The following is a 25255-nucleotide window of genomic DNA, read 5'->3' on the forward strand; positions in this document are numbered from 1 at the left end:
TTGGACAAGGATGAACGAACCTGAACAACAGGAACGACGCTGTCCGTGGAGGAGCCGGTGGGGGCGAGAGAGGACCAGCGGGCGGCGCTGGAGGAGCTGACGGAGCGACTGCGGAGCCTGCGGGTTCAGCGGCGGCTGTCGATGGCCGCGCTGCCGGGGCGCGCCGAGCTGGGACGCACCACGGTCAGTAAGGCGCTGAACGGGGCCGGCGTGCCGAGCGAGGCGACCGTGGTGGCGCTTGCTTCGGCACTGGGAGCCGACCCTGAACCGCTGCTGCGGCTGCGCAGCCGGGCCTTGCCCCTCAGTGCGCCGGTCCCGGACGCGGAAGAGCCTTTCGACGGCTGGTACAGGCAGTACGTGGAGCGCCAGTACGGGCAGTTGTCGGTGATCGGGCTGGACCTGTCACGACCCGAGCGCTCCTGCTGGCCTTTGGACGCCGCTTATCTCAGCCTGGAGTTCGCCACGTTGTCCTTTCTCGGGGCGCCTCTGGGGCAGGGCGTACTGGGACAAGCGGGAATCGGGGTGGAGACGAGGGTGGAGCGGGCCGAACAGGCCCTGGAGGGACAGCGGCGGATCCTGGTGCGGGGACTGGCCGGCAGCGGCAAGACCACTCTGCTCCAGTGGCTCGCGGTCGCTACCGCCCGCCGCAGCCTGCCACCCGAACTGGCCCACCTGGCGGACTGCCTGCCGTTCGTCCTGCCGCTGCGCACCTTGGTACGCCGTGGTGAACTACCCGCACCGCACGAGTACTTGGCGGCGATCGGCTGCCCACGCGAGGGCGCCCAGCCGCCGGGCTGGGTCGACCAGGCGCTGGTCGACGGTCGAGCTCTGCTGCTTGTCGACGGTCTTGACGAGGTTCCCCAGGCACGGCGTGCGCAGACCCGGCAGTGGCTGCGGGACCTGCTCGCGGCCTACCCGCAGGCCGCGTACCTGGTCACCACCCGGCCTTCCGCGGTGCCCGAAGGGTGGCTGGCCGACAGCGACTTCACCGAACTGACCGTGCGGCCGATGAGCGGCCGGGACGTGGCGGTGTTCGTCACCCGCTGGCACGGCGCCGCTGCCGCAGGCACCGCAACCGTGCAGGAACGCGACGATCTGGCCGGTCTGGAGGAGGCGTTGAAGGACACCGTGCGCTCCCAGCCCGACCTGGCCCGTCTCACCACCACCCCGTTGCTGTGCGCCCTGGTCTGTGCGCTGCATCGCGACCGGCGTGGCCATCTGCCGCACGGCCGCATGGAGCTGTACGAGGCGGCGCTGTCCATGCTGATGCACCGCCGCGACCGCGAACGTGACATCGAGGCCCCGGAAGGCATCGTCCTCACCGAACACCAGAGCATCCAGCTCCTTCAGCGACTGGCCTACTGGCTCATCCGCAACGGCCAGACCGAGCTCGACCAGGAAACCGCCCGCGCTCAGATCGACGACGCTCTTCCCCACATGCCCCACATCGCCCGGCAGGCCGATTCCGAGGGAGTCCTCGCTCACCTGGTCGCCCGCTCCGGACTGCTGCGTATGCCGACCGCCGACACCATCGACTTCGTCCACCGCACCTTTCAGGACTACCTGGGTGCCAAAGCCGCCATCGAAGCCCGGGACATTCCTCTCCTGGTCCGCAACGCCCATGACGACCAGTGGGAGGACGTCCTGCGCATGGCCGTCGCCCACGCCCGCCCCGCCGAACGCGCCAGCCTTTTCCGCCGCTTGATCACTCGCGGCGACCGCACGCCCAAGCACTGCACGCGGTTGTACCTGTTGGCCACGGCGTGCCTCGAACACGCCACGGAACTCGATCCTGATGTCCGCGAAGAGGTTGAACTGCGCACCGCCGCGCTTCTGCCACCTCGCGGATTTGAGGAAGCGGAGACTCTGGCAGCCGTCGGCCCGGTCATTCTCAACCTTCTACCGGGACCGGAGGGGCTCGAAGATGACGAGGCTGAGGCGGTCATCCAAACCGCCGCCCGTATCGGTGGGGACGCTGCCCTCACCATTATGAAAAGGTTCCGCACCAGTACTAGCACCGTCGTGAAATGGGCATTGGCAGAAAGCTGGGACGAGTTCGCTGTCGAAGACTATGCTCGCGAAGTTCTTACTCATATTTCTGACCTTCACTACATGAGAGTGCGATCAGTGGAACAACTCGCTGTACTGCGCTCTCTGCCCACTCCGGGGCAGGTTACATTCGTGGGCGACTTTACAGACCGTGACATCGCGAATTCAGTTACGCCTGTAAATATTCATACCCTTTTCATCTCCAATAACTCGGTGCTCCGAAACCTGGAATTTATCCGGTCGTACCCATCTCTGGACCATCTGAACTTCCTCAACTGCCCGCAGATAGTGGATGTGACCGCAGTTGCTGACACGGCGGTCACTCACCTATATCTACCCGAGGGGGAAAGGATTCCCGACGGCCTTCATGGCCTCGCCAAACTTCAGCAATTAGGTCTACGAATGGAGCTTCCCCCTAAGGGTCTTCGGGAACTGCCTGTTAGTGCGGATCTTCGTGGCCTGACACTTGGCGGGATCACATGCCGTGGGCTGGGAACCCTGGAAGGAATTGAGCGCTGGGAAAATCTCACCCACCTAAACCTGTTGGGCCCTCTGGGTGACTTCTCCCACTTGTCGTCGTTACCCAAACTTGTTAGCCTTTTTCTTCAAGCCGAAGTTGGACTGTCCGTGCTCGAAGAGTTCCCCCTCATCCCGCAACTCCGGAGTCTTTTACTAGGGAATTGGGAAGAGGGTGACGACCTCTCGGTCGTGCGGCGAAAATTTCCTTTTCTCACGAAGCTGGAAATCAGCTGCTGGGGCAAGCGCAAAGAGGTCGATGTCACCCCGCTGCGTGGCATGGCAGACCTGGCCATCCACATCACCCGAGCACACGAAGTGCACGGCACGGAACACTTTCCGTCCGGCGCCATCACGCGAAGGCCCCGCCCCCGGGATGTGGTAGCGCCGAAGAAATAGACCATGAGCCGGAACACCCTGGAGCGCCGTTTGGCCCGGTGGGATATGCGGTGCTCCACCTCGGGTGGGGTGGGCTCCGGGATCACATGGCGGAAGATCTCGCGGGCGAGGTGCAGCTGCCCGCACCGCACGGGTGGCGGGCCGCGCCCAGGGCGGTGAAGGTGGGTCCTTGGGGGTCCACCCACAGGCCCCGGGGCGCCCGGGGCCGCACCGCAAACGGAGAGACCGCAGATGCCTGAAGTGACCGCTGAGCACTACCAGCCCGGCACGCCCTGCTGGGTCGATCTGATGGCCCCTGACCAGCAGGCCGCCCTCGACTTCTACCGGGACCTGTTCGGCTGGCAGGGCGAGATCGGCCCGCCGGAGTTCGGCGGGTACGCGATGTGCACCCTGAACGGCAAGGCTGTGGCCGGGATCATGAAGGCCCAGCCGATGAACGACGGGGACCCGACCCCGCCGACGGTGTGGACCACCTATCTGGCCAGCGCCGACGCGGACGCCACCCAGGCCGCGATCACGGCGGCCGGGGGCACCGTGATGTTCCCCGTGATGGACGTCGGCACGGTCGGCCGCATGCTGGTGGCCGTGGACCCGACCGGCGCCGCCTTCGGTGTCTGGCAGCCGGTCGACTTCTACGGTGCCCAATTGGTCAACGAGGCCGGCGCGCTGACCTGGAACGAGCTGCACACCCCGGACATCCCTGCTGCCAAGGCCTTCTACGCGGCGGCCCTTGGCATCGGTTCGGAGCCGATGGAGGGCGTGGAGGAGTACCACGCGATCACCGTGGGCGGCCGTGCCGTCGGCGGCCTGACCGCGATGGGCGAGCAGGCCCCGCCCGGGACGCCGCCGCACTGGCTGACCTATTTCTCCGTGGACGACACCGACAGCACGGTGGACGCGCTGGTCAGGGCGGGTGGCAACGTCCTGGTCCCGCCGTTCGACTTCGTCGCGGGCCGGATGTCGGTCGTGACGGACCCGCAGGGGGCTGTCTTCGCGGTGATCAAGGCCGTACCGATGTAACCCGATGCAACTCGTCCAACGGCATGTGCGGCGATCGCGTTGAGAACGGTCGGGCCCGTGACGTGAGAACGGCCGCACGGACCGGGTGAGTTGTGACGCTCACCTGGGCTCCGTGCGGCCTGTTCCCGTCCCGTCCTGCCCTGCCCTGCCCCGCACCACCCTGCCCCGCACTACCCCGCCCTGCCTGGTCAGACCGCCCCGCCCGCCGGGCGGTCCACCAGGCCGGCCCGCCTCGCAAGGGCCCGGCGGATTCGCATCCGACCCCACCAGCGACCGGCTTCACGTCGGATGGTTGAATCCCATGGGTCGGTCCGTCACAAGCCGACTCTGTTCCCTCGAAAAAGGAGAAACGGAATGGGAGCCGGCGTGCTCATCTTCCCACTGTTCCTTTATATGGCACTGGTCATTCTGCTGTGTGTCAAGGTCGGTGCCCGGACATCCCGGAAAATGGGCTGGCTGTTCTCGGTGGCGCTCATTTTCGGTCCCGTCGCCCTGCTCACCGTCGGTGGCCTCTACGATTCCGGGGTCTGGTAGAGACCCGGGGCGTAACGGGCGGAATGGCCTCTCAGCTAGAGGTCGAAGACGGCGCGCAGCCCGATTTCGACGGCTTCCATGACCCGCTCGTCCACCTGCCCCAGGCTTTCGGTGAAGCGCGCGCTTGACAGGGTGCGGAACTCGCCCAGCACGATGGTGCCGGATGAGGGGGCGTCGACAGGAATGTCGACGAGTGTCCTCTCGCGCACCTGCTGCGGGTAGATCAGTGCGCAGGTAGCCGTCTTGTTCTGTGTATTCAATGCGTCGGACGAGATCACCAGAACATGCGCGGGACCGCCGGCGAAAGACAACTGATAGACGTGCCCACGCTTCATCGGCCCGCCACCCGCGCCCAGCGCTCCAGCGTGGCCTCCTCGCTTTCGGCGGGATCCGCGGCGGTGGTCACGATTCCGGCCTCGGCCCGTACCCGCGCGGATTTCTCCAGCTCCTCGGAGAGCATCTCGCGACGCAGTATCCGGGCCGTGTACGCGGAGGCGTTTCCCTTGGCCTTCACGAAGGCCGCCACTTCGTCGGGAAGGCTCATCGTCATGTTGATCGTCATGCGGTCATCATACTCACTGTCATGCTCGATGGAGGGGCTGTCCTCGCTCGTGCTCCGTCACTCGCCGGTCTCGTCGAAATCGACGCGCACCGTCAGCAGATTCGTCCCCATCGTCCGTACCCCCGTGCTGTTCACGCGCGGAAGCGTGCGCAGTCGGGCGATCGGGTCGTCGTCCGGGAGAAGGTGGGCCGTGCCCGAATGCCAGCGCCCGCCGACCCGCACCCGCACCCTCGGGTCGGCCTTGATGTTCCGTACGTAGTGCGACTTCTCGCCGAACTCCGAGACCAGCCAGAACTCGTTGCCGATACGGCGTCCGCCGAGCGGGGTGACGCGCGGGAGGCCCGAGGTGCGGCCCGTGGTCTCCAGGAGGGTCTGGAAGGGGAGGCGGCGGGTGACGGGGTTGCCGACGCGGCGCTGGAAGGCGGTGGTGGCCTTGAACCTGAACTCCGTGAAGCGGGACATGTTGGTCTTGTGCCTCCTGCGCTCGTGCCGCTGTCGTCGCGTGCTCTTGAATGGTCTCCCAGTGGGCAAGAGGCAGGCGAGACCGGTGGGCGGTGGCGAGTATGCGCGTGGTGACCTGGAACCTGTGGTGGCGGTTCGGGCCCTGGGAGGCGCGGCAGAAGGCGATCCTGTCCGTGCTGCGGGAGCTGCGGCCGGACGTGGTCGGGCTCCAGGAGGTCTGGGAGGGCGAGGGGGAGAACATCGCCGCCTGGATCGCCGACGAACTCGGGCTGTACTGGACCTGGGCCCCCTCCGAGACGCCCGAGCGCTGGCAGCGCCGTATCGGGGGCGAGAAGGTCGAGGTGGGCAACGCGGTGCTGAGCCGCTGGCCCGTCGTCGAGAGCGAGGCGATGCGGCTGCCGGCCCCGGACGAGCTGGACGACGGTCGACTGGCTCTCTACGCGCGGCTCGCCGCCCCCGGCCACCACGTCCCCTTCTTCACGACCCACCTCACCTCGGCGCCCCACGCCTCGGCTGTCCGCTGCCAACAGGTCACCGCACTCGCGGAGTTCGTGGCGAGGCGACGTGACGGCACCGCCTTTCCGCCCGTCATCACCGGCGACTTCAACGCCTGGCCCGACTCCGACGAGATCCGGCTGATGGGCGGCTACAAGACCGCCCCCGCTGTTCCCGGGCAAGTGTTCCTGGACTCCTGGGAGTTGGCCGACCCAGCGGCGCCGTCGGCGACCTGGGACGCGGCGAACCCGTATGTCGCCGCCGGGTTCGGGCCCAGCGCGCGGATCGACTACGTCTTCGTCGGGCCGCCGGGCCGGGGCGGGCTCGGGCACGTACGCAAGGTCGAACGGGCGGGGCACGGGGCAGTCGGGGGCATCTGGCCGTCCGATCACGCGGCGGTGGTGGCGGATCTGGCGTCCGCCTGAGGGGCGACCCGGAGTGGGCCGGAGTGGGCCGGAGCGAGCTGCGAGGGGCGTCTCGCTACAACCATCGGGGCGCCACAGCGGTCACACCGGTGACAGCAGAACTTGCGCGAGGACGTGTGCTTCGCGCTGCCGACATCCTTTCACCGGGGGCCTTTCATGAAATCTCGCCGCGCTCTGGCACGCCCTGCCCTGGCGGTGGCCGCCGCGCTGCTTCCGGCGGCGCTGCTGTCCGGGGCGGTCGCGACGACCACCGCGTACGCCACGGAGTCGCCGAGCCCGTCGGCCTCGACGGCGGGTGAGTCGGCGTCCCCGTCTCCGTCCGGTTCGGCGCCGGAGTCGGAGTCGGCGTCGCCATCGGGGTCCGTGTCACCGTCGGCGAGCGGTTCGCCGACGACGTCCGCATCCCCGTCCCCGACGTCGGGGCCCACCGACCCTGTCGCCTGCACCGGAAAGAAGAGCGACAGAAGCCTGACCGTGACAGCCTCCGGCAACCTCAAGAGAATGCTTCCGGGCGGGAGTTGGCGCGGCATCACACTCAAGGTGGAGAACCGTTCCGACACCGCGCTCAAAGGAGTCGAACCGATCCTCAATGAAATCGGATACCTGGACGGGCCCGACTTCCTTGAAGAGATCATGCCATTCATCAAAGTCCAGCGGCGGGACGTGAAGACCCACGTCTGGGTGGACGTTCCGTTCGTCGAATACGGGACGATCGGCTACCTTCCCGAGGTCGATGTGGCCGCCCACAAGGCCGTGACCCTTGATCTCCGTATGAGCGTTGACGAGAACATCCACATGCCCCCAGCCTTTCCCGGCTCGGATTACGTGAAATACGGTTACATCGGGGGCGGCTCCCTCCAGGCCGACACCAAACGCGCCGACGACGACGGCGTGTGCGTGTATGCCAGTGCGAAGCATTTGTACTTCAACGTCTACAAGTCCGGAACCGATACCGGCGACGGCGGCGGCACCAAGCCGCCGAGCAGCGGTGAGCCCACTCCCCAGACCGGCACCACGGCGCCTGTGAGTCCGTCCCCCGCAACCACCACCCCCACCGGCGACCTCGCCCACACCGGCTCCTCCTCCGCGCTCCCGGTGATCGCCGGTGTGGGCGCCGTGGCCGTGGGCCTCGGCGCCGGTGCCGTGTTCGTCGTACGGCGCCGCAAGTCCGGCACCGAAGCCCCCTGATCCGACGCCTCCTGATCCGACCCTGTCACCGCCCCAGGAAGATCGGGTTCGTGAACGCCGCCAGCGCCCCGGGCAGAGGTGCGAGTACCGCCTCGTGCCGCACCTCCGCCCGGACGTACGCCGCGTACTGAGCCGTCGTACGCCACTCCACGACCCCCGCGCCCGTCACCGGCAACACCCCACTGGTGAACAGGACGCCCTGGTCCGTGACAAAGCGGACCGTGCAGCGCGGGGCGCCGGACACCTCCAGGCGGACCGTCACCGGGGCGTCCTTCGCCACCTTCAACCGGCCCCCGATGTCCGCGTGTTCGCCCTTCGGGCCGGAGGCGGAGAAGGCGAGGGCGACCGATTTCGACTCGGCGACGTACGAGCGGCCCGCCCGCAGCCCCTCCTGGATCGCCTCCCGGGTCAGGTCGTCGGCCAGGACCACCGTCTGCGGGACGCCCACCGGGTCGGGGTCGCGGTGGGCGTCGCTGTTGCCCATCGCGGGGATCCAGTTCCGGCCGCCCGCGCCCTCTCTCACGGACGCCACCAGCATGCCGTCCCAGTCCGCGAGCGCGACCTCGTCCTCGGGTGAGTAGGTGCCGTTCCACACCTCCACCGCGTCCGCCTCCGCGAAGCCGAACTTCCAGTTGCAGCCGACGCAGGTGGCGTGCGGGTGGGCCGGGACCACCAGGCCGCCGGCGCGGCGGATCTGGCGGGCGTACTTGCCGAAGCGGTTGTCACGGGCCCGGTAGCGCCAGTCCACGAAGGTGCCCGGGTCGATGCCGAGCGCGACCACGTGGCCGTTGCGGGTCGTGACCTCCTCGCCCAGCATGATGAGGAGGTCGTCGCCCGCCTCCGGGGCCCAATGGGCGTGTGCGGACTGCGTGTTGTGGTCGGACGAGTTGATGAAGTCCAGGCCCGCCGCCCGCGCCAGGGCCGCGAGTTCCGCCGGGGTGCGGCGGCCGTCCGAGTACCAGGAGTGGAGGTGGCAGTCGCCCCGGTACCAGGCCCGGCCCCGCCCCTTGGCCCGCTCGGGCGGGTAGACCGGGTCGACGACCTCGCCGGGCTCGCCGTAGGTCAGCGTGATGGTGATCTCGTACGCGAGGCCCTGCGGGGAGACCGTGTACGGGCCCAGCGCGATGTGCCAGGTCCCCGCCTTCACCGGGCCGGGGATGTAGCCGGGTGTGGCGTCGTCCGCGCGGACGAAGAACTCGGTGCGCGCCCCGCCCGACCAGCCCCGGAAGCCCTTGCCGCCCAGTTCGGTGCCGCGCTGGTCGAAGACGCCGATGTCGAGCGCGTTGCCCGCGGTACCGGCCGGGACGGACGGACGGTCGTAGCTGTACGCGACCTTCAACTCCCGTACCCCGGAAGGGATGTCCACCGGCAGGTAGACGAAGTCGGGCGAGCCGGTGGGCAGCGTTCCCCGTACCGTCTTCGTCTCCGTGCCGGGGACCGCCTCGCCCGGGGCCGCCTCGGCCGGGGTGCCGTCGGAGAAGGTCACGCTTCCCAACGTAAGCGCGGCGGCGGCTCCCGTCACGAAGAGGGCGCGCCTGCCGAGGCCGGTCTCGTGGTGATCGTCTTCGCACATGCCGCTGCTCCCAGGGTGTCGGGGTGTGACGTGGGTGACGCAGTGGTGCTCCGTCCACTCTCGTACCCGTCGGTGAACTCGCGTACAAGACAGGGGAATCGCCATCTTTCGAGCGCGCGGCGCATACCGGCCGCGCGACAGTGCCGACCGGTCGGTATGGACAGACAAGGCACCGCCCGGTACAGATATGTCCATGCGCCTAGCCGTCACGATCTTCCTCACCGACGAGACGATCACCCCGACCCGACTCGCCCGTGAGCTGGAACAGCGCGGGTTCGCCGGGCTGTATCTGCCCGAGCACACGCACATACCGGTCGAGCGGACCAGCCCGTACCCGGCGGGCGGCGACCTGCCGCCCGAGTACGGCCGTACGCTCGACCCCTTCGTCGCGCTCGGTCAGGCCGCCGCCGTCACCGAGCGGCTCGCCCTCGGCACGGGCATCACGCTCGTCGCCCAGCACGACCCGATCGACCTCGCCAAGCAGATCGCGACCCTGGACCACCTCTCCGGAGGACGCTTCACCCTCGGTCTCGGCTACGGCTGGAACGTCGAGGAGGCCGCCGACCACGGGGTGGAATGGCGTACGCGGCGCGAGCTGACCCGGGACCGGATGGCGCTGATGCGCGCCCTGTGGGCGGACGAACCGACCGCGTACGAGGGCGAGTTCGGGAGTGTGCGGGCCAGCAGCGCGTATCCCAAGCCGGTGCAGAAGGCGCGCGGGCCGGTCGTCGGGCCCCGCACCCTCATCGGTGGCTCGGCCGGGCCGAAACTGTTCGCCCACATCAGCGAGTACGCCGACGGCTGGCTGCCGATCGGCGGGCGCGGGCTGTCCGAGTCGCTGCCCGTGCTGCGGTCGGTGTGGGCGGACGCGGGCCGCGACCCGGCCGCGCTCCAGGTCGTCCCGTACGCCGTTCAGCCCACCCCTGGGAAGCTCGCCCACTACGCGGAGCTGGGCATCGAGGAGTGCGTGGTGCAGCTGCCGCCGGCGGGGGAGGCCGAGGTGCTGGGCCTGCTGGACGGGTACGCGGAGTACGTGTAGCCCGGCGGGTTCCACCCGCGAGGCCGCCAGTGCCGCCCTGTGACGTTCGGCACCCAGAACGGACAGGGCGGTCCTGTATGACCTGATCAAACCGATCGTATGCTCGAAGGATGACGACTCCCGAGACTTCCGGAACCGGCCCCACCGAGCGCCCCGGCGGCGCCACCGGCCCGACCGAGAACTCCATGCGTCGCGCCCTCAAACGCGCCCGGGACGGCGTCGCCCTCGACGTCGGTGAGGCGGCGGTGCTGCTCCAGGCCCGTGGCGAGGCCCTCGACGACCTCACGGCGTCCGCGGCCCGCGTCCGGGACGCCGGCCTGGAGGCCGCGGGCCGCCCCGGCGTCATCACGTACTCGAAGAGCGTTTTCATCCCCCTGACCCGGCTGTGCCGGGACAAGTGCCACTACTGCACCTTCGTGACCGTCCCCGGCAAGCTCCGCCGGGCCGGACACGGCATGTTCATGTCCCCGGACGAGGTTCTCGACATCGCCCGCAAGGGCGCGGCCCTCGGCTGCAAGGAAGCGCTGATCACCCTCGGCGACAAGCCCGAGGACCGCTGGCCGGAGGCGCGCGAGTGGCTCGACGCGCACGGCTACGACGACACGATCGCCTACGTCCGCGCCATCTCGATCCGCATCCTGGAGGAGACGGGCCTGCTGCCCCACCTCAACCCGGGCGTGATGTCCTGGACGGACTTCCAGCGCCTGAAGCCCGTCGCCCCCTCCATGGGCATGATGCTGGAGACGACGGCCACCCGCCTCTGGTCCGAGCCGGGCGGCCCCCACTACGGCTCCCCGGACAAGGAACCCGCCGTACGGCTCAGGGTGTTGGAGGACGCGGGCCGCTCGTCCGTCCCCTTCACCTCGGGCCTTCTGATCGGTATCGGGGAGACGTACGAGGAGCGGGCGGAGTCGCTCTTCGCCCTCCGCAAGATCTCCCGCGCCTATCACTCCGTCCAGGAGCTGATCATCCAGAACTTCCGCGCGAAGCCGGACACCGCGATGCGCGGCATGCCGGACGCGGAACTGGACGAGCTCGTCGCGACGGTGGCGGTGGCCAGGCACATCATGGGCCCGGCGGCCTGCCTCCAGGCCCCGCCCAACCTCGTCGACTCCGAGTACGAGCGGCTGATCGGCGCCGGCATCGACGACTGGGGCGGCGTCTCCCCGCTCACCATCGACCACGTCAACCCGGAACGCCCCTGGCCCCGGATCGAGGAGTTGCGGGAGAAATCGGCCGGAGCCGGCTTCGCGATGCGCGAACGCCTCTGCGTCTACCCGGAGTTCGTGCGGCGCGGCGAGCCCTGGCTCGACCCGCGCCTGCTCCCGCACGTACGGGCACTCGCCGACCCGGAGACGGGCCTCGCCCGCGAGGACGCGGTCGTCGAGGGGCACCCGTGGCAGGAGCCGGAGGAGGTGTTCGTCGCCAGCGGCCGCACCGATCTGCACGCGTCCATCGACACCGAAGGCCGTACGTCCGACCGGCGCGAGGACTTCGACGAGGTGTACGGCGACTGGGGCGCCCTGCGTGAGGCGGCGGCGCCCGGGATGGTGCCGGAGCGCATCGACACGGACGTACGGCAGGCGCTGCGCACGGCGGCCGACGACCCGACGAAGCTCACCGACGACGAGGCGCTGGCGTTGTTCCACGCGGACGGTCCGGCGCTGGACGCGCTGTGCCAAGTCGCCGACGACGTACGGAAGTCGGCGGTCGGGGACGACGTCACCTACATCGTCACCCGGAACATCAACTTCACCAACGTCTGCTACACCGGCTGCCGTTTCTGCGCCTTCGCACAGCGCAGGACCGATGCCGACGCGTACACGCTGTCACTGGACCAGGTGGCGGACCGCGCCCAACAGGCTTGGGAACTCGGGGCAGTCGAGGTCTGCATGCAGGGCGGTATCCACCCGGACCTGCCGGGCACCGCCTACTTCGACATCGCGAAGACGGTGAAGGAGCGGGTACCCGGCATGCACGTGCACGCCTTCTCGCCCATGGAGGTGGTCAACGGCGCGACCCGCACCGGGATGTCGATCCGCGAGTGGCTGACGGCCGCGAAGGAAGCCGGCCTCGACACGATCCCCGGCACGGCGGCGGAGATCCTCGACGACGAGGTCCGCTGGGTCCTGACGAAGGGCAAGCTGCCCACGGCGACATGGATCGAGGTGGTGACGACCGCCCACGAACTCGGCATCCGCTCCTCGTCCACGATGATGTACGGGCACGTGGACCAGCCGCGCCACTGGCTCGGCCACTTCCGCACCCTGGCCCGCATCCAGCAACAGACGGGCGGCTTCACGGAGTTCGTCACCCTCCCCTTCATCCACACCAACGCCCCGGTCTACCTCGCGGGCATCGCGCGCCCCGGCCCGACGATGCGCGACAACCGTGCGGTTATCGCCATGGCCCGTCTCCTCCTGCACACCCACATCCCCAACATCCAGACCAGCTGGGTCAAGTTGGGGACCGAGGGCGCGGCGGAGATGCTCCGCTCGGGCGCGAACGACCTGGGCGGCACGCTGATGGAGGAGACGATCTCGCGTATGGCGGGGTCGTCCTACGGCTCCTACAAGTCGGTCAAGGACCTGATCGCGGTGGCGGAGGCGGCCGGGCGGCCGGCGAAGCCCCGGACCACCCTCTACGGGGAGGTCACGGAGGAACGGCAGCGCGCGGCGGCCCTGTCGGACGGACATCTGCCGGAACTGTTGCCCGTGCTGGACTGACGGTGCTGGACTGACGGTGCGGGCGACGGCCTGACGATCGCCGCTTGCCGGTGCTGGAGTCGTGCTCCGGCACCGGCGGTGCCGGCAGCCGCCCGACCGGGACTCAACCACCCGGTGTGTCGCCGACCTTGTCGACGATCCCGGTGCCGAGCAGGGCGCTCTCGTCCGAGCCCAGATAGGCCAGGGACTCCTTGTCGAAGACCCAGGTCTCGTGGTCGTCGCGGTCCTTGAAGCGCAGGCCGATTCCCCGACGGCCGGACAGGTCCCTGGCGTTCTCGACGACCGAGACGCCCGGGATCTTCGCCGCGGCGCGATACAGCGCGGCGTTCACCTCGGGCAGGAGCGTCGCGGTGTCGAGCATGTCGCCGATCAGCTCCAGGGCCTGGCCCCGGTCGGCCGAGTCGCTGTTCCCGGTGTCGGCGTAGATCTTCTTGAGGAGCGCGTCGGGGTCGGTGGGCAGCGCCTCCAGCTCGCGGTACGTGGTCACGTTCGGGTCGGCGCTCAGCGTCATGTCCTCCTGGACGCCCTTCGGGGTGCGGACCCCCGGGAGGTTCGGGCCCGACAGCACCGTGGTGCGGGCCAGTCCGAGGCGCTTGCCGTCGACGGCGGTCCAGTCCACGCGGCGGAAGATCTGGAGGCCGCTGTCCGGCACCTCGGTGATCTCCAGGGAGCCCAGGAACCTTACATAGACGTACTGGTCGTCGCGAACACTCACCGGCGTCTTCGCGGCGGCCACCGTGGCGATGCGGTTCAGGAGGTCGACGGCCCGCCGATCGGGCTCGGGGGGCGAGGACACGACGGCCCCGACGACGACAGCACCGGCGACCAGGACGGCCGTGGCCAGCGGTACGGCGATCATGGCGAACCGGCGACGGGGCCGGGAGCAGGGGCGGGCAGCGGACTCATGCACGCCGGGGGCAGCCGCCGGGGCGCTCCCCGTCTCCCGCGTCTCCCGTATCTCCTGGATTTCCTGGATTTCCTGGGTGAACTCTCGCATCAGATGGTCCCTCAGCAGGTCGTTGCGGTCGCTCGACAGGACCGGTTCCCCCGGACTCGGCAGCAGCTCGGCCAGTGCCTCGCGCTCTGCGCCCTCCAGGCGCTCCACGCGCTGCTCACGCTTCATGCGGTTCATCGGGGGTTCTCCTGTGTCGACCGGGCCGCTTCGGTGCGGCCACCCGGTACCTGTCCGGTACGAGGGGTGAGTCTCGGTTCTTCGACGAGGGCGCCGGACGCTCGCCTCGCCAACTCCGCCTCCGCCAGGCGCCGAAGACGTCCCCTGGCCCGGGCGAGCCGCGAACGTACGGTGCTGGCAGGTACGCCGAGTGCCTCGCCCGCCGCGGCGTAGCTCAGCCCCGACCAGACGCACAGCGCGAACACTTCCCGCTCAGGTCTACGGAGCCGGCCGAGCGCGGTACGGGCGGCGGCGAGCCGTTCGGCGTCGTCCATGCGCCCGACGACACTGTCGGCGAAGTCGGGCACGGTATCGAGGCCCGCCGGGCGTTCGGGCAGCCGGGCAAGCGCGGCGCTGTGCCGACGGGCTGCCCGGCGGGTGTTGCGCAGGACGTTGGTACTGATACCGAAGAGCCAGGACCGCAGCCCATCGCCTCCCTCCACAACATCGAGGGCGGCGTCCCCGGGTCTCAGTTTCTCCCGGAGTCGCCACGCCTCCAGGAAGGTCAGGGACACCACGTCCTCCGCGAGCCCCCGGTCCCCGGTCAGCCGGGCGGCATGGCCGTAAACGGCCCTGGCATGCGCCCCGAACAGTTCGGCGAAGGCCTCGGGATCACGGGCCCGTATCCGGTCACGTAGGGAAAGTTCCACAACCAGCCCTGTCCGCCCGGCACTTCCCGTCCCTGTGACTGCGCTCACACCTGTCTGTCTCTCGGTCTCTCTGTCAGGCGACGACCCGACCCCGCAGGATGATCCGGCTCGGACGGGCGAGCACGGATGCGTCTCGTGTCGGGTCGGTGTCGTAGGCGACGAGATCGGCGGGAGCTCCGTCCACCAGACCGGGCAGGCCGAGCCAGGACCGGGCCGACCACGATGCCGCGCCCAGTGCCTCTTCCGCCGGCAGACCTGCCCGTACGAGCCACTCGACCTCGGAGGCGACGGTGCCGCACGGGAAGCTGTCCGTGCCGGCCAGGACGGTGACACCGGCTTCGTGCGCCGCCCGGACGGTGGGCAGCATGCCCTCCCATCCGGCCAGCCACCAGTCCCGGGCGGCGCTCGGCCCGGCGGCCCGCCGCCGCTCGGCACCGGCGCCGAAGACGCTCAACGTCGGTACCAGCGCGGTCCCTTGGGCCGCCATCCGATCGATCAGGCCGGAGTCCAGATGCATCCCGTGCTCCAGGCTGTCGACCCCGGCCAGCACGGCGTTGCGGCAGCCGTCGGCGGTCTGGCAGTGCGCGGCGACCCGGCCGCCGACGGAGTGCACCGCCTCCACCACGGCGGTGAGAATCTCCAGGGGCAAGGCGGGCGCGTCGTACTTCCAGTCGGCGATGACCTTGCACCAGCCCGAGGACGCCCTGACCTCCTCGACGGCGGCGTCCACCAGGCCGGCCTCGCTCACGTCCCGCCCGAACCCGGGGAAGAACCGGCCGGGCGTGGCCAGCCAACGCCCCGCCGAGCGGACGCGCGGCAACTCCGGATCCTCGTCCACCCAGGCCGGGATACGGGCGGCGGATCCTGGCGTGCGCACGAGCAGCACGCCGGCGTCCCGGTGGTCGGTCAGGTGCCGACGTAGCGTCTCGTCGCTGAACGGGTCCTCGACGCCCTCCGCACCGGGGTGGGTGTGGGCGTCGACGAGCCCGGGCAGCAACCAGCCGCCGTCCACGACGAGTTCGGCATCAGAACCCGCCTCCGGAACGGGCTCGGTCCACAACCGGCCCCGGTCGATCCAGAAGGTCCGCTGCTCCCGCTCGGGCAGTACGACACCTCGTACCTTGAACACCACGGTCGGCTGCCCCTTCCTGGTCAGTAACCTGATCGGAATCTAGCGTCCCGCTGGATGTGCCGGAAGGACGGACGGCTGTCTCCCCGCCGTACCCCGAGGTTGTGGTCCACGCTCCTCGGCCCGTGGGCTGTGAGGATCCGAGGGTGGATCCGGGCACGGGCCCGCACAGTCCCGCACGTCGAGAATGGCGCGTTGTGGAATCGTATTTTCCTTGTGGGAGCGCTCCCATTGGAGCGAGGCAGTCCGGATCGGAGTAGGTAGCCAGGAGGAGAAATGACGCACAGGCAGAGTGGGCCCGTGAACGGGCACCAGGGAGCGCCGAGTCGCAGGAGTGTTCTGGCGACGATGGGGGCCCTGCCGGTTCTCACCGTCGCGGCGTCGGCCGCCGGTGTTTCGAGAGTCGGCGCGGCGACAGCCGCCGCGGTGGTCATCGATCCGGCAGCGCGCCGCCAGACGATCCGGGGCTTCGGAGGCATGAACCACACGGCCTGGATCGGCGACCTCACAACTGCCCAGCGGGACACGGCGTTCGGCACGGGAGAGGGACGGCTCGGACTGTCGCTGCTGCGGATCCCGGTACCCGAGGACCGGGCGGCCTGGAGCCGTGACCTGGCGACGGCGAAACGCGCGGTCGAACTCGGGGCGGCCGTCATCGCGTCGCCGTGGAATCCTCCCGCCTCCATGGTCGAGACCTTCGTCCACGGCAGCCAGACCAACGCCCGGCGCCTCAGGTACGACATGTACGGCGCCTACGCCCAGCATCTCAACGACTTCACCACCTACCTGCGGAACAACGGCGTGAACCTGTACGCCATATCAGTGCAGAACGAGCCTGACTACGCGCAGGACTGGACATGGTGGACCCCTGCGGAAATGACCCGCTTCCTGCGGGAGAACGCCGGCTCGATCGGCACCAGGGTCATCGCGCCGGAGTCGTTCCAGTACCTGAAGAACATGTCGGACCCGATCCTGAACGACTCGGCGGCGCTCGCCAACGTGGACGTGATCGGGGCCCACCTCTACGGCACGCCGTACGCGAACTTCCCCTACCCCCTGTTCAAGCAGAAGGGCGCGGGCAAGGAACTCTGGATGACCGAGGTCTACTACCCGAACAGCACCGACTCGGCGGACCTCTGGCCCCGGGCGCTCGACGTGGGGGAGCACATCCATCACGCCATGGTGGACGCCGAGTTCCAGGCGTACATCTGGTGGTACATCCGGCGCGGCTACGGTCCCATGCGCGAGGACGGCGGGATCAGCAAGCGCGGCGCCTGCATGGCCCAGTTCGCCAGGTTCGTCCGGCCCGGACACGTGCGGATCGAGGCGACGGCGAAACCGGCGTCGGACGTCTACGTCTCGGCGTACCGGGGCAGTGGCTCCGCGGTCGTGGTCGTCGCCGTCAACAAGGGCGCCTCCGCGGTGAGTCAGCAGTTCACGCTGGCGAGCGGCACGCTCGCCAGCGTCTCGTCATGGGTGACCGACGGGAGCAGGAACGTCGCGCCGCAGGGCGCGTCCGGCGTGTCGAACGGCTCCTTCACCGCCACGCTGCCCGCTCGCAGCGTGACGACGTTCGTGACGGGCTGACCGCCCCCGGGGCGGGATGCGGGCGGCAGACCACGACGGGTTGTCAGTGACGGCCTCGGAACTTGCTCAGCAGGCGCTTGGCCTGGCTTCGCCGACGCGGGTCGGCTGCGGCCCGACGCGCCTGCTCGACCGCGCGACGCCCCTGAGGGCTCCTTGCGAACTGCTTGATCCGTTCGATCATGCTCGGCATGCCACACCATCCCTCGATACCAGCCCTCGAACCGGACCTCGAAACCGGCGAGCGCCTCCCACAGGTTTGCTACCCCCTGTGGGCCGACTCAGCCCTCCCGATCGCCGGGCCGAGTCAAGCCCCGTCGAGGAGTCTTCGGCAGGCCCTCCGGCCTCAGTACCCCACCCGGAAGGTGGCGTCCTGCTTCTCCGTGGTCGTCGAGATCGGGTCGATGCGCAGGACGTAGTTCGAGTGACGTATGTACCGCGTCGGGTTGTTGTACGACCGGAAGGAGGCCCAGGTGGAGTCCGCGAGGCCCGCCGTCCGGTAGAACGTCGCATCACCCGCGAAGGTCGACGTGCCGTCGTTCACGTCGAGTTGGAGGGCGTAGTTGTAGTGCCGGAGGTAGCGCGTGGGGTAGTTGACCGACTGGAACGAGACACCGGTGCTGTCCGCCAGACCCGGGACGAGCTTCCACTCCGAGTCGGTGTACAGGTCGAAGGGGTACTCGTCGATGCGGCCCACGTAGTTGGCGTGGCGGACGTAACGGGCCGGATAGTTGTACGACTTGAGGCGGTTCCAGGCCGGTGCGCCCCACTTGGTGAGCAGGTTGTTGTACTCGGTCGTCGTGATCGTCGTGATGCCGCAGTGCTTGGAGTTGACCGGCTGGGTGTAGGTCTTCTGGTCGAGCGCGGTCCAGGTGCCGGAGGCCAGGTCGGAGGTCTGCCAGGCGTAGAAGACGCCGTTGGGGGTGTAGGTGTCGCCCCAGAGGTACCAGGTGTTCGACGACAGCGACTTGAAGACGGTCGGCGCTTCCGTGCCGCCGTGTGCCACGCCCGCGCTGTACTCGGTGAAGCTGCCGGGGTCGAGAGTCGTGGAGCGTGCCGACACCAGCGTCTGGTTCTTCTTGAAGAACAGGTAGTTGTAGCCGCCCACCCCGACCGCCATGTCACCGTCGATGATGTCGTAGCCGGGGTCGAAGAAGACCTGAGGCGCCGACGCCGTGACGAAGTCGCTCGTGTAGTTGACCATGATCACGTTGTGGCCGCTGGAGTTGACCGCCGAGTAGATCACCGCGTACTGGCCCCGGCCCGCGTCCCAGAACGCCTCGGGCGCCCAGCTGTGCGTGGTCATGTCGTGGAGTTTGAGGCGCCGGTAGCCGGTGAAGGTGCGCAGGTCGGCCGAGTCCCAGACATGGATGTACTGGCTGTTGTACGACCAGTCCGTGCCCTTGAGGTCGGTGGCGATGGCGACGAAGGTGCCGTCCTGCTTGCGCATGAGGAACGGGTCGCGCAGTCCGAGGGCGCCCGCGGTCGGGGTCACCACGGGGTTGTTCTGGTTCAGCGGCGTCCAGTTGAGCGAGTCGGTGCTGACAGCCAGGTGAAGGCCGTAGTCGGTGCCCAGGCCGAGGCTCGTCGACTCGGTGAAGTAGCACATCACGTACGCCGAGTCGGCCGCGTGGGCCGTGCCGGCGCCGAGGGTCAGGACGCCGGACGCGGCGAGCGGAGCGGTGGCGGCCATGCCGAGGAAGAGGCGGCGGGACGGCTGGGGTCGTGCGCTCATCTGTGTCTCCAAGCGGGGGTGGGTGCGGGTCCGGGAGGGGAGTGAGCGGCTGCGCGATCGGTGGGGATCGGGCACGTGAAAGGCGCAGCCAGACAGGCGAATTGGCCGAAATTTCGAACTAGGTTCGGAAAGTCGATCAGAAGGTAGATCGCCCCACCCTGCTCGTCAATCACTCTGGCAAGGCTGTGGGGATTCTTTGGGCAACCCTCTGTGCGCGCCGTGAGTCACCTGGGGGTGTTGAAAACGTTCGCTCCTCATGGAGGTTGTGCAATGCCCTCTCGCCCCGCAGGCCGCCGCGCCGGCCGAAAGGCACTCCGCGCAGCCTCGGCCCTGACTCTGGCGGCCACCACCGCACTGACCGCCCTGGTCGCCCTGCCCGCCTCTGCGGGCGCCGCGGAACAGGCGGCCACCTTGACGAGGGGTCCTGGTGGCGTCCCCTTCGTTTACACAGCGGCGCCGGGTCAGACCAACAAGGCGAAAGTCGACGCGACGATGGACGGCGGCATGTCACTCTCGCTCTACTTCACCATCGACGACGTGGTTCCGATCGATGCTCCCGGGGACTCCTGCCGCTACCCCGACCCCGCAGACCGCACCAGAGTCCTCTGCGACCTGTACGCCTATGCCAGCGACGCGGAGTATGTGGCGCTGACCATGAAACTCGGCGACGGCAACGACACCGTCACCGTCAACAGGAACGCCGATCAGGGCATGTACGCAGTCGCGATCGACCTGGGCACCGGAAACGACAGTTCGATCCAGACCGGTGGCAAAGACGGCAACCTGGTCTACGGCGGACCTGGCAACGACAACATCACCGTGCAAGGCAAGGGGCGTGTCTGGGGCCAGGACGGCAACGACACGATCTCTGCCGACGGCGAGGGAAGCCGCGTGGACGGGGGCAAGGGCAACGACCTCGTCCAAGGAGGTGCGGGCCGGCAGATCCTGACCGGGGGCGACGGCAACGACACGGTCCGCGGCGGCGCCGGCAACGACCTGATCTACGGCAGCCCCGGCAACGACATCCTCTACGGGAACAGCGGCAACGACACGATCCAGGGCAACAGCGGCAACGACAAGCTGTACGGCGGTCCTGGCAGGGACACCCTCAGCGGCGGCCCCGGCCGCAACGTCGTCCACCAGGACTGACACCGGAACCGCCGGGTCGATGCTCTCGCTGACCTCCTTTCCGGCCAGGGAGAGCATGCGCGTCGGAGTACGATGATCCGACCCCCGGCGGAGGACCCGGCGGCGGGTTCCGTTGCTGAGGAGATGCGTGACCGTGGCTGCCCGACGGCTTCCCTCATCGGTCTGGGTCACCGGTCTGACCTTGGGCGCGGTCGCCGCCGTCGGTGTGCTGGCGGTGAAGGCCGAACAAGGTCCGCACCCCCACAACGCCGCCGCCGCCAGGCCCCACGCCTCCGCGTCGGCGAAGCCCTCCGCCAAGCCCACCAAGCCCGTCGAGGTGGCCGTGCCGGACGGTTCGGGGACCGGGCGGCGGGTCGTCTACTCGCTCGGGCAGAAGCGGGTCTGGCTGGTCGACGCGAGCGAACAGACCCGTCGTACGTTCGCGGTGTGGCCGGGCTCGGTGAGCCCGGACCCGGGGAAGTACACGGTGGGGCAGCGGGTCGAGGCCCGGACCGGCTCCGACGGCGTCCCGATCGAGCACGTCATGTTCTTCGCCACCGGGTCCGGGCTCTCGATCGCCTTCTCCAACGCCGTCGACGGCGCCTCACCGCAGCCCGCGTCCGGCGTCCAGACGGGCGGCATCCGCATGTCCAAGGCGGACGGCACCGCCCTGTGGGCCTTCGGGGACACGGGCACCGAGGTGACGGTCGTCGAGTAGCCGGCGCCGCTTCCTACGACTCCTCGGCCGCCGCTCGGGGTGTCCCCGACGGCAGGTGCAGCACCAGCAGCACCACGCCGCTCAGCAGGAACACCCGTGTCGCCGCGTCCAGGCCGTTCCAGTCGTCCGACTGCCACATGGCGAACCACTCGCCGCCGATCGCGATGAAACCGGCGCCGAACAGCAGCATCAGCATCAGCAGGCCGTACGTCGAGACGCTCCGCGCCCGTTCCACGTCGCGGCGGACCCACAGCCACGTACCGGCGACGAGGACGAACGCGGCGAGCGTCTCCCACACGATGATCGCCACGTACGCCGCGTCCGCCAGGCCCTTCGACGTGATGGCCCGCCACATCAGGTCGTCGTCCTTGAACGTGGTGTCCATCGCGAGGACATGCCGTACGAACTGCTGGTTGGAGCCGAAGTCGGTGATGTTGCCGAGCGCCACGAGGGCGATGTAGAGCGCGACGGTCGCCGTCAACACGGTCGCGGCGAGGGTGAGCGCGGTGTGTGTGGGGGGAGTGGCACGCGTGGAGTGGGGGGTACCTGTTGTGGTCATGAGGCAACTCTATGGAGTGGCCCGTACGCCGTCTCCATGTCCCCCGCCCCGTTGACCTCCCGTTCACCGAAGGGGAGTTGGGTCAGACTGGTGGACGCGGCAAAAGGCTCACGACGACACGCTCACCACGACACAGGGAGACGTACGGATGGCTCAGGCCCCGCGGCCGTCGATGCGGCAGCTGATCCAGCAGCGCAGACGGGCCGGCTTCGTCGGCCGCAGCGCCGAACGGGCCGCCTTCCGGGCCAACTTCGACCTGCCGCCGGACGACGAACGCCACCACTTCCGCTTCCATGTGCACGGCAACGCCGGCGTCGGAAAGACGTTCCTGGTGAGGGAGTTGGAGCAGCAGGCGAAGGAGCGCGGCGCGCTCACCGCGTACGTCGACGAGGGCGCCGGCAGCGTGCCGGAGGCGCTGGCGGTGATGTGCCGTCAGTTCGCCGCCCAGGGAAGGCGGTTCAAGGAACTGGAGCGGCTCCTCGCGGCCCATCGTGAGCGGCGGCACGAGGCCGAGTCCGCCGTCGCGAGCCTCGAACCGCAGCCCGAGGGTGCCTCGGCCGCCGGTGCCTCGGCCGGCAGTCTGACGGCCGCCCGGATCGGGCTCGTCGGCGCCGGACTCATCCCCGTCGTCGGACCGTTCGCCGGCGCATTCGACGCCGACCGGATCGCCCAGGGCGCCGACCGGGTACGGGCCGGGATCGCCGCCCGGCTGCGCAACCAGGACGACGTACAGCTCGTCCTCGCGCCCGAGCGCGTCCTCACGCCGGTGCTGCTCGCCGAGCTGGACGACATCTGCGCGGCCGTGCCCTGGATCGTCCTGTTCCTCGACACGTACGAGCGCACCGGCCCGTTCCTCGACGGCTGGCTGCACGACATCATGACCACCGACCGTTACGGCGATCTCTCCTTCCCCGCCAACCTCGTCCTCGTCACCGCCGGTCAGCGGCCCTTCGACACGGGACGCTGGGGAGGCTTCGCCGACTTCGTCACCGAGGTGCCCCTCGGGCCGTTCACGGAGGCCGAGGCGCGTGGACTGCTCGCCGACAGGGGCGTGACGGACGAGCCGGTCGTCGAGGAGGTGCTGCGGCTCACCGGCGGGCTGCCGGTGCTGGTGTCGACCCTCGCCGCGGCCCGCCCCGCCGACCCGGACGACATCGGCGACCCGAGCGCGACCGCCGTCGAACGGTTCCTGAAGTGGGAGTCCGACCCGCTGCGCCGGGCCGCCGCCCTCGCCTGCGCACTGCCCCGGCGCCTGGACGCGGACATCTTCCGGGCCGCCCTCCCCGCCCCGGCGCACGCCCGGACCGAGGCCGAACTCGACCTGCTGTTCGCGTGGTTGAGGGAGCTGCCCTTCGTGAGCGACCGGGGTGACCGGGTCCAGTACCACGACGTCGTACGAACACCCATGCTCCGTCTCCAGCGCCGCCGCTCCCCGCGCCGCTGGGCCGAGCAGCACACCTGGCTGGCCGACACCTTCGCCGCCTGGCGAGCCGAGGCCGAAGTGCATCTCCTCGCCGATGAGTTGTGGGCGACGGAGGAGTGGCGGGAGCTGCGGTTCGCGGAGTCGTACCACCTGCTGTGCGCGTCCCCCCGTACCGCGCTGCCCCTTGTCCTGCGGGACGTCGTCGACGCCTGCGACCACGGGGAGGTGGTCGCCCGGCGCCTGGCCCGGGTGCTGGTGGAGGCCGGGGACGACAACGAGGCCTCGACGGTACGAAGTTGGGGACACGACCTCCTCGAAGCGCTCGCGGAGGAGGGGGAGGGCGCCGGTGACGAGGCCGGCGGGGAGGAGGGCGAGGCCGGCGGAGTGCTCCGCGCGCTCGCGCTTCTCCTGGGCCGGGCCGGGCTCGACTCGCGCGGGCAGGCCGTCGCACGCATGCTGCGCGGGCGCGAACTGCGGCTGAGCGGGGCCTACGAGAGGGCCCTCGGCGAGTACGAACAGGCCCTCGCACTCGATCCGGAGCTGGAGCGCGCCTACTACGGCCGGGGTGTCACCCGCGCCGAACAGCGCGACTACGCCGCCGCCATCACCGACCTCGACCGCGCCGACCGGCTCGCCCCCGACACGGCCCGCGTCCTCTTCGTACGCGGCGACTACCACCGCATCCTCGGCCACCACGAGGAAGCGGTCCGTGACCTGGACCGGGCCGTCGCCCTCGGCCCCGACCTGGCCGGCGCCTGGGCCTCCCGAGGTGTCACCCGGCACGGCACCGGCGACACCGAACAGGCCCTCGCCGACCTCGACCGGGCCCTCGAACTGGACCCCGAGCACGTGTGGGCGCTGGTCCGGCGGGCCAGGGTGCACCGCTCGCGAGAGGAACACGACCGTCAGTTCGCCGACCTCGACCGGGCGGTGGCCCTCGGCCCCGAGCTGGCCTGGGTCTGGTGCCAGCGCGGCGACGCGCTCCGGGTCGCCGGCCGCGACACCGAGGCGCTCGCCGACTACGACCGAGCCCTCGAACTCGACCCGGCCTACGCGTCGGCGTACGCCAGCCGGGGCGTCTCCCACAGCCGACTCGGCCGCCACGAAGGGGGGTTGGCCGACCTCGACAGGGCGCTGGCACTGCATCCGGCGTATCCCTGGGCGTTGGTGCAGCGCTCGGTGGTGCACCGGAGAACCGACGGGTACGAGGCGTCGTACGAAGACGCCGACAGGGCCGTTGAGTTGGAGCCGGAGAGCGCGTGGGCCCTGTGGAACCGGGGCGAGGCGCTGCGCTGTCTGGGCCGGTTCGAGGAGGCGCGCGCCGACCTGGACCAGGCGCTCGCACTGTTCCCGGGCAGTGTGTGGGCGGTCGGCTGCCGTGGCGCCGTACTGCACGAACTGCGGCTCTACGGCGAGGCGTTGGCGGATCTGGACCGGGCTGTCGCGCTCGACCCGGACGGGGCCTGGCATCTGATGCGCCGGATCATGACCCTGCTGGCGGTGGGCCGCCCCGAGGATGCCCGTACCGACCTGAACCGCTATCTCGTGATCGGCGACGACCTGGCCTGGGCGCACCACACCCTCGCGCAGATCCACCTCCTGGACGGGCGCCCCGAGGACGCGGCGGCGGCGCTCGCGGAGGCCGCGCGGCTCGGGCTCGTGGAGCCGGCCGGCCTGGAGGAGCTGGCCCGCACCCAGCGCAGGGCGGGGGAGTGGCGGGCCGCACGGGAGACGGCGGACCGGATGCGCGCCCTGCACGAGGCCGGGGGCGTCTTCTGCCTCGCCCTCGCGGTCGCCGGGGAACTGGGTCAGGACGCCGCCCGCCCGGTCTGGCGCGAGGCGGAGCGGCTGGCCTCCGGCTGGGAGCTGACCGAGGGCGCCTCCGACTTCCTGCACGCGGTGATCGCGGCGGGTCTCGGCGACTGGGCGGACCTGGACGAGCATCTCGCCGGCCTGCTCGCGGGAAGGCGGGAGTGGGTGGACGTGGCGTGGCTGGCCGACCTGCTGGGCGAGCTGGCGCGGGCACCGGGCGGTTCGCCGGAGGAGGCGGAACGGCTCGCCGTACGGCTGGCGCGGGTGCGGGAGGCACGGGACGCGATCGGCGGACGGTACGCGCGCTGACGGGCGTAAGGCTCCCGATTGGTGACCAGCTGGGACCACTCATGCCCAG

General features: G+C 69.7%; 21 protein-coding genes. 11 read left to right on the forward strand and 10 right to left on the reverse strand.

Features of this window, described 5'->3' with window-relative positions:
- Positions 1 to 45 precede the first annotated feature (45 nt).
- From PV734_RS39485 to PV734_RS39495, 3 genes are all read left to right on the forward strand, one after another.
- Complete coding sequence (locus PV734_RS39485) at positions 46 to 2964, forward strand: NACHT domain-containing protein (protein ID WP_319095319.1); 2919 nt, start codon at positions 46 to 48, stop codon at positions 2962 to 2964.
- Positions 2965 to 3195: 231 nt separating this feature from the next.
- Entirely contained in the window at positions 3196 to 3984 is a 789-nt protein-coding gene (locus PV734_RS39490; RefSeq protein ID WP_319095318.1) for a VOC family protein, read from the forward strand.
- A 354-nt stretch (positions 3985 to 4338) separates the two neighbouring features.
- Positions 4339 to 4518, forward strand: a complete 180-nt coding sequence (locus PV734_RS39495; RefSeq protein ID WP_319095317.1) for a hypothetical protein — start codon at positions 4339 to 4341, stop codon at positions 4516 to 4518.
- Between the two features lie 35 nt (positions 4519 to 4553).
- Here the strand turns inward: PV734_RS39495 and PV734_RS39500 are convergent, their stop codons facing one another.
- Genes PV734_RS39500 through PV734_RS39510 form a run of 3 tightly spaced genes read right to left on the reverse strand, consistent with a single transcriptional unit; the run spans position 4554 to position 5542 of the window.
- Positions 4554 to 4853, reverse strand: coding sequence for a type II toxin-antitoxin system PemK/MazF family toxin (locus PV734_RS39500; RefSeq protein WP_319095316.1), 300 nt, complete (start codon positions 4851 to 4853; stop codon positions 4554 to 4556).
- A complete protein-coding gene (locus PV734_RS39505) occupies positions 4850 to 5080 on the reverse strand; it encodes a hypothetical protein (protein ID WP_319095315.1) in 231 nt (76 codons plus the stop codon). Before PV734_RS39505 ends, PV734_RS39500 begins: the two co-directional genes overlap by 4 nt.
- A 57-nt stretch (positions 5081 to 5137) precedes the next feature.
- Positions 5138 to 5542, reverse strand: a complete 405-nt coding sequence (locus PV734_RS39510; protein ID WP_319095314.1) for a nitroreductase family deazaflavin-dependent oxidoreductase — start codon at positions 5540 to 5542, stop codon at positions 5138 to 5140.
- A gap of 101 nt (positions 5543 to 5643) precedes the next feature.
- On the opposite strand from PV734_RS39510, the gene PV734_RS39515 reads away from it, so the two are divergent.
- A complete protein-coding gene (locus tag PV734_RS39515) occupies positions 5644 to 6462 on the forward strand; it encodes an endonuclease/exonuclease/phosphatase family protein (protein ID WP_319095313.1) in 819 nt (272 codons plus the stop codon).
- Positions 6463 to 6602: 140 nt separating this feature from the next.
- Here the strand turns inward: PV734_RS39515 and PV734_RS39520 are convergent, their stop codons facing one another.
- Positions 6603 to 6953, reverse strand: a complete 351-nt coding sequence (locus PV734_RS39520; RefSeq protein WP_319095312.1) for a hypothetical protein — start codon at positions 6951 to 6953, stop codon at positions 6603 to 6605.
- On the opposite strand from PV734_RS39520, the gene PV734_RS39525 reads away from it, so the two are divergent.
- Entirely contained in the window at positions 6937 to 7650 is a 714-nt protein-coding gene (locus PV734_RS39525) for an LAETG motif-containing sortase-dependent surface protein (protein ID WP_319095311.1), read from the forward strand. The two genes, PV734_RS39520 and PV734_RS39525, sit on opposite strands and share 17 nt — an antisense overlap.
- Positions 7651 to 7675: 25 nt before the next feature.
- Here the strand turns inward: PV734_RS39525 and PV734_RS39530 are convergent, their stop codons facing one another.
- Positions 7676 to 9223 carry a CehA/McbA family metallohydrolase gene (locus tag PV734_RS39530; protein WP_319294234.1) on the reverse strand — a complete coding sequence of 516 codons (1548 nt, stop codon included), beginning with the start codon at positions 9221 to 9223 and terminating at the stop codon, positions 7676 to 7678.
- A 193-nt stretch (positions 9224 to 9416) separates the two neighbouring features.
- Here PV734_RS39530 and PV734_RS39535 point away from each other — a divergent pair, with 193 nt between their 5' ends.
- Together PV734_RS39535 and PV734_RS39540 are read left to right on the forward strand one after the other, a co-directional pair.
- Positions 9417 to 10262 (forward strand): LLM class F420-dependent oxidoreductase, encoded by an 846-nt coding sequence (locus tag PV734_RS39535; RefSeq protein ID WP_319095309.1) that lies wholly within the window; start codon positions 9417 to 9419, stop codon positions 10260 to 10262.
- A gap of 110 nt (positions 10263 to 10372) precedes the next feature.
- Positions 10373 to 12988 carry a bifunctional FO biosynthesis protein CofGH gene (locus PV734_RS39540; RefSeq protein ID WP_319294236.1) on the forward strand — a complete coding sequence of 872 codons (2616 nt, stop codon included), beginning with the start codon at positions 10373 to 10375 and terminating at the stop codon, positions 12986 to 12988.
- 103 nt (positions 12989 to 13091) lie between these two features.
- On the opposite strand, the gene PV734_RS39545 is transcribed toward PV734_RS39540, so the two are convergent.
- From PV734_RS39545 to PV734_RS39555, 3 genes are all read right to left on the reverse strand, one after another.
- On the reverse strand, positions 13092 to 14120 hold the full coding sequence (locus PV734_RS39545) for a CU044_5270 family protein (protein ID WP_319294238.1): 1029 nt from the start codon (positions 14118 to 14120) through the stop codon (positions 13092 to 13094).
- Positions 14117 to 14809: an RNA polymerase sigma factor gene (locus PV734_RS39550; RefSeq protein ID WP_319294240.1), complete on the reverse strand. Its 693-nt coding sequence runs from the start codon at positions 14807 to 14809 to the stop codon at positions 14117 to 14119. The genes PV734_RS39545 and PV734_RS39550 overlap by 4 nt, the downstream gene beginning before the upstream one ends.
- A 73-nt stretch (positions 14810 to 14882) precedes the next feature.
- Positions 14883 to 15941 carry an amidohydrolase family protein gene (locus PV734_RS39555; RefSeq protein ID WP_319095305.1) on the reverse strand — a complete coding sequence of 353 codons (1059 nt, stop codon included), beginning with the start codon at positions 15939 to 15941 and terminating at the stop codon, positions 14883 to 14885.
- A gap of 273 nt (positions 15942 to 16214) precedes the next feature.
- Between PV734_RS39555 and PV734_RS39560 the strand changes: the two genes are divergently transcribed.
- On the forward strand, positions 16215 to 17525 hold the full coding sequence (locus PV734_RS39560) for a glycoside hydrolase family 30 beta sandwich domain-containing protein (RefSeq protein ID WP_319294242.1): 1311 nt from the start codon (positions 16215 to 16217) through the stop codon (positions 17523 to 17525).
- Positions 17526 to 17868: 343 nt separating this feature from the next.
- On the opposite strand, the gene PV734_RS39565 is transcribed toward PV734_RS39560, so the two are convergent.
- Entirely contained in the window at positions 17869 to 19257 is a 1389-nt protein-coding gene (locus PV734_RS39565; RefSeq protein WP_319095303.1) for a glycoside hydrolase family 43 protein, read from the reverse strand.
- Positions 19258 to 19527: 270 nt separating this feature from the next.
- Between PV734_RS39565 and PV734_RS39570 the strand changes: the two genes are divergently transcribed.
- Positions 19528 to 20406: a calcium-binding protein gene (locus PV734_RS39570; protein ID WP_319294244.1), complete on the forward strand. Its 879-nt coding sequence runs from the start codon at positions 19528 to 19530 to the stop codon at positions 20404 to 20406.
- A 127-nt stretch (positions 20407 to 20533) separates the two neighbouring features.
- Entirely contained in the window at positions 20534 to 21103 is a 570-nt protein-coding gene (locus tag PV734_RS39575; RefSeq protein ID WP_319294246.1) for a hypothetical protein, read from the forward strand.
- A gap of 13 nt (positions 21104 to 21116) precedes the next feature.
- Here the strand turns inward: PV734_RS39575 and PV734_RS39580 are convergent, their stop codons facing one another.
- On the reverse strand, positions 21117 to 21662 hold the full coding sequence (locus PV734_RS39580; RefSeq protein ID WP_319294248.1) for a DUF2165 domain-containing protein: 546 nt from the start codon (positions 21660 to 21662) through the stop codon (positions 21117 to 21119).
- A gap of 148 nt (positions 21663 to 21810) precedes the next feature.
- Between PV734_RS39580 and PV734_RS39585 the strand changes: the two genes are divergently transcribed.
- The gene (locus PV734_RS39585; protein ID WP_319294250.1) at positions 21811 to 25206 is read left to right on the forward strand and encodes a tetratricopeptide repeat protein; all 3396 of its coding nucleotides are present in this window, start codon (positions 21811 to 21813) and stop codon (positions 25204 to 25206) included.
- The last annotated feature ends 49 nt before the right edge of the window (positions 25207 to 25255 follow it).

Source organism: Streptomyces sp. AK08-02 (assembly GCF_033795085.1).
Taxonomy (GTDB): Bacteria; Actinomycetota; Actinomycetes; order Streptomycetales; family Streptomycetaceae; genus Streptomyces; species Streptomyces echiniscabiei.